8 protein-coding genes are annotated in these 10355 nt (G+C 62.6%); all 8 read right to left on the reverse strand.

Going from position 1 to position 10355, the window contains the following annotated elements:
- Positions 1 to 1267 (reverse strand): GspE/PulE family protein (locus EPO09_RS14495; RefSeq protein ID WP_290644033.1); only part of this gene is annotated, 1267 nt, incomplete at its 3' end.
- Positions 1268 to 1279: 12 nt separating this feature from the next.
- The gene (gene mshL, locus EPO09_RS14500) at positions 1280 to 2983 is read right to left on the reverse strand and encodes a pilus (MSHA type) biogenesis protein MshL (protein ID WP_290644034.1); all 1704 of its coding nucleotides are present in this window, start codon (positions 2981 to 2983) and stop codon (positions 1280 to 1282) included.
- Positions 2980 to 3477 carry a hypothetical protein gene (locus EPO09_RS14505; protein WP_290644035.1) on the reverse strand — a complete coding sequence of 166 codons (498 nt, stop codon included), beginning with the start codon at positions 3475 to 3477 and terminating at the stop codon, positions 2980 to 2982. Before EPO09_RS14505 ends, mshL begins: the two co-directional genes overlap by 4 nt.
- The gene (locus EPO09_RS14510; protein ID WP_290644036.1) at positions 3474 to 4169 is read right to left on the reverse strand and encodes a hypothetical protein; all 696 of its coding nucleotides are present in this window, start codon (positions 4167 to 4169) and stop codon (positions 3474 to 3476) included. The genes EPO09_RS14505 and EPO09_RS14510 overlap by 4 nt, the downstream gene beginning before the upstream one ends.
- On the reverse strand, positions 4166 to 5782 hold the full coding sequence (locus EPO09_RS14515) for a hypothetical protein (RefSeq protein WP_290644037.1): 1617 nt from the start codon (positions 5780 to 5782) through the stop codon (positions 4166 to 4168). The genes EPO09_RS14510 and EPO09_RS14515 overlap by 4 nt, the downstream gene beginning before the upstream one ends.
- Before the next feature lie 122 nt (positions 5783 to 5904).
- A complete protein-coding gene (locus EPO09_RS14520) occupies positions 5905 to 8253 on the reverse strand; it encodes a DUF1631 family protein (protein ID WP_290644038.1) in 2349 nt (782 codons plus the stop codon).
- 82 nt (positions 8254 to 8335) lie between these two features.
- The gene (gene secF, locus EPO09_RS14525) at positions 8336 to 9352 is read right to left on the reverse strand and encodes a protein translocase subunit SecF (protein WP_290644039.1); all 1017 of its coding nucleotides are present in this window, start codon (positions 9350 to 9352) and stop codon (positions 8336 to 8338) included.
- Positions 9353 to 9367: 15 nt separating this feature from the next.
- Positions 9368 to 10355, reverse strand: a 988-nt coding sequence (secD, locus tag EPO09_RS14530) for a protein translocase subunit SecD (RefSeq protein WP_290644040.1), incomplete at its 5' end; no start/stop codon positions are given.

The following is a 10355-nucleotide window of genomic DNA, read 5'->3' on the forward strand; positions in this document are numbered from 1 at the left end:
CGTCATTGGTGTGCAAGGTGGACAAGACCAGGTGGCCGGTCATGGCCGCACGCAGGCCGATCTCGGCCGTGGCCTTGTCGCGGATTTCGCCCACCAGGATCACGTCCGGGTCCTGACGCAAGGCGGCGCGCAGCACGCGGTCAAAGCCCAGGTCGATCTTCTCCATCACCTGCACCTGGTTCAGGCCGGGCAGGCGGTATTCCACCGGGTCTTCCACGGTGATGATCTTGCGCTCGGTGCTGTTCAAGGCGTTGAGCGCGCCATACAAGGTCGTGGTCTTGCCGCTACCGGTCGGGCCGGTGACCAGGATCATGCCGCTGGGCTTGTCGATGGCGCGACGCAGCGCAGCCAGCATCGGCTGCGGCATCTTCATCTTGTCAAGATCCAGCATGCCCGAGCTCTGACTGAGCAAACGCATCACCACGGATTCGCCGTACTGCGCCGGCATCGTCGAGATACGGATGTCCACCGTGCCGTCCTTGAGGCGCACGGCAAAGCGGCCGTCCTGCGGCAGGCGTTTCTCCGAGATGTCCAGGCCCGACATCAGCTTCAGGCGAAGCGCCACCGCGCTGGAGATCTTGGCATCGGCTTCGGTCTGCACATGCAGCACACCGTCGATGCGAAAACGGATGCGCAGCTGCTTTTCCTGCGGCTCGATGTGGATGTCGGACGCGCGCAGGCGCAGCGCCTGCTCGAACACCGAGTACAGCAGGCGCACCACGGGCGCGTCTTCATTGCTGGTCGAATCCACGCCCAGCAGGTCACCCAGGTCGGATTCCGCGCCGGCCAGCTCCGTGGTCAGCTCGCGTGCCAGGCCCTCGATTTCTTCGGTGCTGTGATAGACCCGGTCCAGCGCCGCATTGAGGTGCGTCTCGGTGATGACAGCCAGGTCAATGCTGCGCTTGAGCAAGCGCCCGATTTCATCGAAGGCGTAGATGTCCGTCGGGTCGGCCATGCCCACCATCAGGCCGCTGGGTGGATCGTCCAGCACGATGGCGTGCATGCGCCGCGCATGGGCCTCGGGCAGCAACTGCGCCAACTCGGGCCGCAAAGGGAAATGCGCCAGATCGATGTAAGGAGCGCGCAACTGACGCGCCACCGCCTTGGCGATCTGGGCTTCGGTGATCCAGCCGTGGTCCACCAGCACCTCGCCCAGCTTGCGGCCGCTGCCGCGCTGCTCACCCAGGGCAAGGTTCAACTGCTCTTCGGTGACGAGCTTGTCCTGAACCAGCAGGTCACCAAGCCTGAATTTTTGTGGGCGAGACATGGCTTTGCCCCTTTAGTTGGATGCGGTTTCTTGATCCAGCAGCGGCGTCGCGGGGACAACCGGGTTGGCGCCATTGCCATCGTCGCTGATCACGGTCGGCTTGATCAAAATGACCAGCTCGCGCTTGGTGTTACTGGTCGACTTGTAGCGAAACAGGTTACCCACCACAGGGGCCTCGCTCAGGCCGGGCAAACCCGCCACGCTGCTGCTGCCCGATTGCTGCATCAGGCCGCCAATGGCCACGATCTGGCCATCGCGCACGCGCACCATGCTGTCGGTTTCGTTGATCGAGATGGCCACGCCAGGCACCTGGTAGGTGCCCGCGTCGCCCAGCGTCAAGGACAGGTTCTTGGTTGTGGCCACACTGATGGCCGGGTGCACATGCAGCATCACTGTGCCGGTATCGTCGATCTGCGGCGTAACGTCCAGCGAGATGCCGCTGAAGTAGGTCTTGGTGCCCACGGTCGGCGAGTTCACCGTGTTGCCGTTGTTCGAGGTCGTGACGTTATTGGTCACCGAGGTCACGAAGGTATCGTCGCTGCCCACCTTGAGCACAGCCTTCTGGTTGTTGAGGGCGGCAATACGGGGGCTGGAGAGCACCTGCACATTGCCTTGCGTTTCCAGGAAGGACAACAGGGCAGCGAAGTTCGGCGTCTGAATGGCCAAACCGTAAAAGCCCTTGCCGCCACTGGTGGAACTCACCCCCGTCCCGGCGGTGACCGTCACGCTGCTGTTGCTCAGCGCTGTACCGGTCAGCGACGTGCCGGGCGCCAGGTTGACCATGCCGACCTGGCCGCCGGAGTCACGCGAGCGGAAGGCGCCCCAGTTGATACCCGTCTCCGAGCCCTTGGACAGCTGCACCTCGACGATCTTGGCCTCCAGCATGACCTGGCGCTCAATGGTGATCTGCACGGCGCGCAGGTACTCGGTGACCTGCCGCAACTCGGCGGGCGTCGCACGCACCAGGATCACACCCGCACCGGGGTTGATCGTCACGCTACGGCCATCCTTGTTGCCGATCATCGATACCAGCGACTCGCTCACGTCCTTCCAGAAGTCAGCGTCCGAGGTGGTGCGCACCGACGAAGTCAGGCTGTTGCCACTGGTGCCTGGTACGCCGGTAGCGCCACCGCTTGCGCTGCTTGTTGCACCACCGGCCGCGCCACCTGCATTGGCCCCTGATGCATTCGCCTGCGCTGCAGAAGAGATGCTCAGTTCAGACGAGCCCACACGACGCCCTGGCAAATAGTTGATGCGATAGAGCCGCGTCTGAACGGCATTGGACGAAATGAACACGCGGTTGCCCGTGATGCGGTAGTCGTAGCCGTACATTTCGCGCAGCGTGTCCAGCGCCTCGTGCATCGTCGTGTTCTTCAAAGTCAGGCTGATCGCGCCCGACAGATCAGGGGGCACCAGCATGTTGTAGTTGCTGCCAGCGCCGATTTGCGCAAACACTTGGGCAGCAGGCGCGTTGCGCACGGCAATATCAAAGCGGGCCTCGCCAGGACGCGAGCTGGGCATGCCGGCAGCAGGCGGGCGAGCCTGCAACGCTGCTTGCATCTGGCCCAACGTCAGGCTGGTGCTCATGCGTCCGGCCAGCGCGAAAGTGTCTGCGCCGCCAGCTTGCTCATCCACGTTGGCAGCACTCGCGCTGCCCCAGCCAGCCATTCCCAAGCCCAAAACCAAGGCGCTCTGGATTGCGTGCAACGACTTCATTTTTTGTCCTTTCGTCCGCGCTTGGCGGCACGGGCCGGCGCCCTGCTTTGATCGATCACATCTGGCAACGTCAGCCGCCGGGCCCCTGTCGGGCCTTTGAGTTCTACGGTGTCGTGCGTGATAGATACGACGGTCATGCCGTGCACCTTGTCACCCACTTTGACCACCTCGTCGCCAATGACGGCGACACCATCCCCACGATCCAGGTTGATGCGAATGCCGGAGAGGGTCAGGGCTCGCGCTGTCGCTTCGGCTTCGGCCGCAGCTGCGCTCGCCGCAGAGGCTGCAGCCGCAGCCGCTACGGCATCCACTTCAGGCGAACCGCTCCCGGCGCCGCCTGCGCCCGCTTGCCGGGCCACCACGCGGGGTGGCGGCCTGGTCGGGTCGCCTATGCCGCGCAGGTCCACCTCGCCGGACAAAGCCGGCCATGGCAGCAAGGCCATCAGCCCCAGCAACACCAATGCATTCAAGCTGCCGCAAACACGGTATCTCATGGCGAGATCTCCAGAGCATCCCGATCAGGGCTGAAGGTATGGACCTGCAGCATCAAGGTCACCAAACCGCCATCGTTGGTCTTGAGGGTCAGGTTGTCCCACAACAGCTTGCGGGGCAAGGCCTCTACGCTGCGCAACCAGGTCAGAACCTCGATGAAACTGCCCGACACCGCCACTTCCATGCTCTGCCGATACAAGACCGATTGAGACAAGGCCACGCCCGGCACAGGCGCGAACTTCACGTCCTCGGGAGGCAAGGTCCGCATCGACTCCAGCTGCAGTTGCCCGTTCTGAACCAACAGGCCTTCAAGCAAACTGCGCATCTCGCGTGCGGAAATCAACATGGCCTGCTGTTGGGCGAGCGCCTGTTTGCTGCGTTCGATCCGCTCTTTGATGCGCGAGATTTCCTGTTTGGCCTCGATCTCCTTGAGCGCCATGTCTTGCTTGCGCCGCTGGGTTTCAAGCACCAGGGCGTCCCGATCCGTCTTGGCGGCCTTGTTGCGCTTGGTCGCCTCGTTGAACTGGCGGAATGACGGCGTCATCAAGCCCGAGTCGAGCAAGAACCAGATCAAGGCGATCACGGCCACGATGATCAGTCTGCGCTCGTTGAGCAAGCGCGCATCGAACATGCGACGGCCCTGGCGCCAGCGGGTCTGGGCCAAGGGGACAAAGGAGCGAAGCAATGTGCTCATTTCTCACGCACCTCTTTGTTTGCGTCCTCTGCAGCCCGACGCACAGCGCGCAGTGCGGCTTCGCGTGTCGTCGTGTCACCAAGGTCTTTGCGCAGGCCCTTGAGGGTGAACTGCACAACGCCATCGCCCATGCCACCGGTTCCATTGAGTGACTTCATTTCCAGTTGCGCAAACCGGCGCCCCTTGAAACGCTCCTCGCTTCCCAGCTTCTGCAAATAGCCAGGCAGCGTCGAACTGTTGATGGTTCGGCCCGTCAGCACAATGTCACCGCCATCACCCAGCACATTCAAACCTGTGATCCACACGCCAGGATAGGTCTGACGCCCTAAAGCCATCAGGTAATCCGAATAGCCCTGCGAAGCCAGAATCAAGCTGCCTTGCAAGGCCTCCTGCACCTGGTTCTGCTGTGCTTCCTTCTGGCGCAGGTTCTCCAACTCTTTCACAACGGGCGAAGGCGGATTGGCCGCAGCGGCCATGCGCAAGACATTGATTTCCTGCTCGACCGCAGCCGCACGCATGTTGAGCGTGCCCGCCGCAGCTCGCAGCCCCAAGCCCGCAACCAACCCCAGTCCCAGCACGCCTGCCGCCATGCGCACGCCCAGCAAGGCCCCCCAGGGTGGAGACTGGCCCAGCACACTGTTGGGATCAAGCAGCTGCAACTGGGGGCGCTCGGACAGCGCAGGATGCGCACGCAAAGCAGCACCCAGCACACACAACTCGCTGAATGTGATGCCGTCGCTGAAAGGCATCACGTCGCCCGCCAGCAACTCCAGATCAAACCAGGCAGACAAACCCAGCGGCTGCAAAGGCACGTAGATCAGCTCGGAGAGCATCTCCAGCGCACCCACCCCGCAACCCGGCGGCATGGCCACCGTCATGCCCGAGAGCTGGATCTGGCTGTGCATGCGCTCGAACGTGTCGACCGTACGCAAGATCTCCAGCGAAGCACGGCTCAAGGCTGCGCCACGCACCTCTTCGTCCCCTGTCACGGAAGCCAGCGTCACCTCGATATGGCGCGCCATGAGCAACTCACCCTTGAAGGTGATGACGAGCATCCCGTGGTTTTCGCCAAAGACCATCAGGGCATGGGCTTTCTCCCCGTCCTCTGCCAGCGCGCACACGTTGCGCAGTGCCGTCTCTGGCACGTCCAGCGCGGCCCAGCTCAAGCCCAGGTCATCGGCGGCCAACTCGACCGTGGAATAGTCTGCGCGAGGCAGCAGGAAGGTCATGACCGCACTGCTGCTGCGCGATGAACTCTGCGGTACCTCCAGCACGTCCAGCACGGCATCCTCGACCGGGAAATCAACCTGCTCCTTGAGGTGCCAGCGCATGGCATCACGCCAATCTTCGCGCGCCACATCCGGCGTATCGGTGGCCAGCATGCGGTAGTGCGCACGGTTGAGCACGCCTACCAGCGAGCAGCCCTTGAGGCGTTTCGCAGCCTGCAAGGCACGCAAGGCGCTGTCCACGCCCTCAGCTGCGCCTTGCCACATCCAGTCCACGCGCGGACGCCCCTCGGCCGTGTACGCCACTTGCGCGGCATGCACAGTCGATCCTTCCTGGATCAGCGTGACCCAATGCGAACCATCATGTGACTGGCGTCGAAAAAACATTCCGCACTCCGAGACTCTTACATCGGAATGCTGACAGAAGGGATTCCACGAGGTGGAAGGAATAGAAGCCGGTTCGTGTCTTAATTCTCGGACCATCGGGATCCGAAAGCGACAGGCCGGCTTCAGCTCAACAAGCGAGTGGGATCGGCGTCGAGCTTGGCCAGCGCTTCACGCGTGGCTCGGGTGGTCAAGGGCTCGTCCTCGACCGGCACAAGCAGCCCGGCTTGCAGGAAAGCGGCCAGGCGATGCAACTGGAACAGCACACCACGGCCATTGGGCGATACGAACAGGATCAGCTGCTTTTGCAGCCCCAACCAGGCCAACTGGACTGATTCCGACTTGCCGCGGTACTCCAGCTTGAACCAGGAGCCGACGTGCAGATCACGCGCCCACCCCAGCATGGCTGGCGTCGGCATTGTGCCGCCTTCTGCGACGATCTCCAGGTTATCGCTCTCATGTCCAGACAAATCACGCAAGGTTTGCTCGTCGAGCTCCACCTCGCCGATATCAGGCAGCACGTCGTCAAGCGCCTCCAGGCGATCTGTCACCGCCTTCAGGTGAGCGGCAGACAAGGCCGCTGAACGCGCCGAGAAGGCCGCTGCCAGCGCCGCGTTCAAGGACTGAATATGCTCATCTTGCTTTTCGACGGGCAAGCCAGCCTGCGCCATGCCTTCACGCACGGCTTTGAGCAAAGGCGGCAAGCGCATCAGCACATCCGCCCGCTCTTCGCGGGAGGTCTTGGCACTGGCAGACCAGATCAGATCAGCCGCAGCCTTTTTGAGCGCACGGGTCTCGTCGCTGGCCTGGCTGGTCAGGACCGCACTGTGCCCCAGCACATCGGCCCAGACCTTGAAGAGGAACTCGCGCACCCCCTCGTGCACCGGCACACCGTCGAGCATCTTGCGCAATTCGATCGTGTACTGGATGGCAAAGGTCTCGCGCTGCTCAACCTGCTGCGCCAGCGAGACACCCTTGCGGCTGGCCTCGTTGTGCTCGCGGAAATAGCTTTCCAGGAAGCGCTCGAACTCGGTCAGCACGGTCTGGAACACGCGCCGCCCCGTATCCGGATAGGCCTCCACCACCTGCACGATGCGCTTGATCTCCTTGTGCAAGGCATCGTCGTGCTCTTGCGAGCCGGTCACAAAGCCCATCACGCAAGCGCCCATGCGGTCGATCAACACACGCGCAGGGTGGCTGGTTGTGGCAAAGAAATCTGGTTCGCTGACCGCCACGCGCAACACCGGCATCTGCAGGCGGGCAAACCACACGCGGATGCTGGCCGGCAAGCGCTCTTCCTGCAAGATGGCCTGGAACAACAAGGCCACGATTTCAATCGTGGCGCGCTCGACCGGGGTGGACGCCGCCTGCTTCAGCGCCTGCTTGCTGTGCTGCAACTCTTGCAGCGCAGCAGCGGGCGATGTCAATGCACCGCCCTGGCCATCGGCATGTTGCCGTACCGCCTGGCCCACGTTGTGAATAGCCTGTCCCAAACCGGCGCTCAAGGCCACAGGTGCCTGCACAGGTGCCGTGGGCGCAAAACCGGGCACCTGACGGGCCACCACCTGATTGAGTTTGCTGAGCACAACCTGAGGCTGCGCAGCCGCACGGATGCCCGGCGTCTGGGTCAGCATCTGGGTTTCGTCATAGGCTTGGCCCAGCGGTTGTAAACCGCTGTTGCCCGTTGCGCCCATGCCTGCGCCACCGCCCGCCGCAACACCGGAGCCACCACCTCGCACACCACCCATCGACGAGCCCAAACCACCCGGCATGGTCACCCGGGCGTGGCCGCCACCGCCGTCGCGCGTGCGCTTGATGAAGGGGCGCAGATCGATCTCAGGCCGCACGCCGTGGTCCAACAGCACGCGGTTGGCATGGTGGTAGGCCTCCTGGGCCCACTGTGCCACCTCGTTTTGCAGTACCGTCTGCAGCGTGGCCCAGTGCGCAATCGTCATGCCGGCACTCAACCAGCCCTCCACGACACCCTTGGCCATCCACTGTGGCGTGAGCACATCGACGTGACCATGGCCACCATCCACCTGCCCGCCCACAGCCTGAAGACGTGCGTTGAGATCGGTGTATTCCTGGCCGGTCAGATCCGACACAGACTGCGCCAGACGCGAAGCCGTGAGTTCTCGATCCATCTCGCTGTCGTCCACCAGGCTGAGCGGGATGTCCACCTTCGCGGCACCCGCTTCGGCCACACGAGCACTGACAGGACGGCCAGTGCGCAGATCGCGCAAGGCATCGTGGATACGTTTGTCGATTTCACCCTGCCATGCGGATACGGCACGGGGGAGGTCCAGCACCAGGTCCTGGCGCCGCAACCTCAAGGCAGGTTCTGCCGTCTGGCTGGCCAGCACCTTGGCGCCCTCAAGAGAGGCCTGCACCAAAGCACCAACGCCTTTGGCCAGAGACTCCAGAAAGCAGACGCGGGCCGTCAAGGCCAGCGCACGGTGTGAACCAACAGTCATGTGATTGGCAGCAGTTCAACCGACCGGGTTACTTCTTCTCCACCCCGGTCGATCTGGTTTATTCAACTAACTGCCAAAGACTCTACACCACGGCACCAGCGTGTGGATCGTTGGGATCGAGGTCTTTTTTGCCCGTTTTAATCAGATCATCTCGTTTAACGCCCAGCCACATCGCGATGGCAGCAGCAACGAAAACCGACGAATAGATACCGAACAGGATGCCGATGGTCAGGGCCAACGCGAAGTAATGCAGCGTGGGGCCGCCGAAGACCAACATCGCCAGCACCATCATTTCGGTACAGCCGTGCGTGATGATCGTGCGGCTCATCGTGCTGGTGATCGCGTGATCGATCACCTGAGGGGTGTCGAGCTTGCGCATGCGGCGGAAGGTTTCGCGGATCCGGTCGAAGATCACCACCGATTCATTCACCGAATAACCCAGCACCGCCAGCACTGCTGCCAGCACGGAGAGCGAGAACTCCCACTGGAAGAAGGCGAAGAAGCCCAGGATGATGATGACATCGTGCAGGTTGGCGATGATGGCCGCGACCGAGAACTTCCACTCGAAGCGCATGGCCAGGTAGATCATGATGCCGATCACGGTCACGACCAGCGCCAGGGCACCGTCATGAGCCAGCTCGTCACCAACCTGCGGGCCGACGAACTCGCTGCGTTGCAGGCTCACGGGTTGAGTGGCACCCGCCTGGCAAACCTGGGCGGGGCCCTTGTCGGCCTCCTGTGTGGTGACCTTGCCACCTTCGGCTGCGCACAGCGAGCCAAACACGTTGGCCACCACTTCGCCCTGCTTCATGCCAGCACGCAGCGGAATACGGATCAGCACATCGCGCGAAGAACCGAAGTTCTGCACCTGCACTTCGCCGAAGTTGAGCTTGTCGATGGCCGTCCGGGTCTTGACCAGATCGGCGCTCTGCGCGTACTGCACTTCAATGAGCGAGCCACCGGTGAACTCGATGGACAGATGCAGGCCACGCGTCACCAGGAAGAAGACGGCGGCAGCAAAGGTCAGGAAAGAGATCGCGTTGAAGACCAACGCGTGGCGCATGAAGGGGATGTCGCGCTTGATGCGGAAAAATTCCATGGTGTGTGCTCCCTTTTATTCCTGAGCTTTCCAGACCTGCCCGATGGACACGCTCTTGAGCTTCTTTTGACGGCCATACCAGAGGTTGACCAGACCACGCGAGAAAAACACCGCAGAGAACATCGAGGTCAGGATGCCCAGGCAGTGCACCACGGCAAAGCCCTTGACCGGGCCGGAGCCGAAGGCCAGCAGAGACAGGCCGGCGATCAGCGTGGTGACGTTGGAGTCCAGAATCGTGGCCCACGCGTGCTCGTAGCCGGCGGCAATGGCCGACTGTGGTGCCGAGCCGTTGCGCAACTCTTCACGCACCCGCTCGTTGATCAGCACGTTCGAGTCAATGGCCATGCCCAGCGTCAGGGCGATAGCGGCGATACCGGGCAGCGTCAGCGTGGCTTGCAGCATGGACAGCACAGCCACCAGCAGCAGCAGGTTGACCGACAAGGCGATGGTCGAGAACACGCCAAACAGCATGTAGTAGATGACCATGAACACCGTGATCGCGGCAAAACCGTAGATCAGGCTGTTGAAGCCCTGCGCGATGTTCTCGGCGCCCAGGCTGGGGCCGACGGTACGCTCTTCGATGATTTCCATCGGCGCGGCCAGCGAGCCGGCGCGCAACAGCAGCGCGGTGTCATTGGCTTCTTCGGTGCTCATGCGGCCCGAGATCTGTACACGGCCACCGCCGATTTCGCCACGGATTACAGGTGCCGTCACGACCTCGCCCTTGCCCTTTTCGAACAGCAGGATGGCCATGCGCTTGCCGATGTTCTCGCGGGTGATGTCGCGGAAGATGCGGGCGCCACGGGCGTCCAGCGTCAGGTGCACGGCAGCTTCGTGGTTTTCGTCAAAGCCGGCTTGTGCATCCGTCAGGTTGTCACCGGTCAGGATGACCTGACGCTTGACGATGATGGGCACGCCACCGCGTTCCAGATAGCGCTCATCGCCAAAGGGCACGGCGCCGGAGCCACCCAGCGCAGCTTGCGCTTCGGTGCTGTCGTCCACC

It is taken from the genome of Aquabacterium sp. (genome assembly GCF_004297345.1).
GTDB lineage: Bacteria > Pseudomonadota > Gammaproteobacteria > Burkholderiales > Burkholderiaceae_C > Aquabacterium.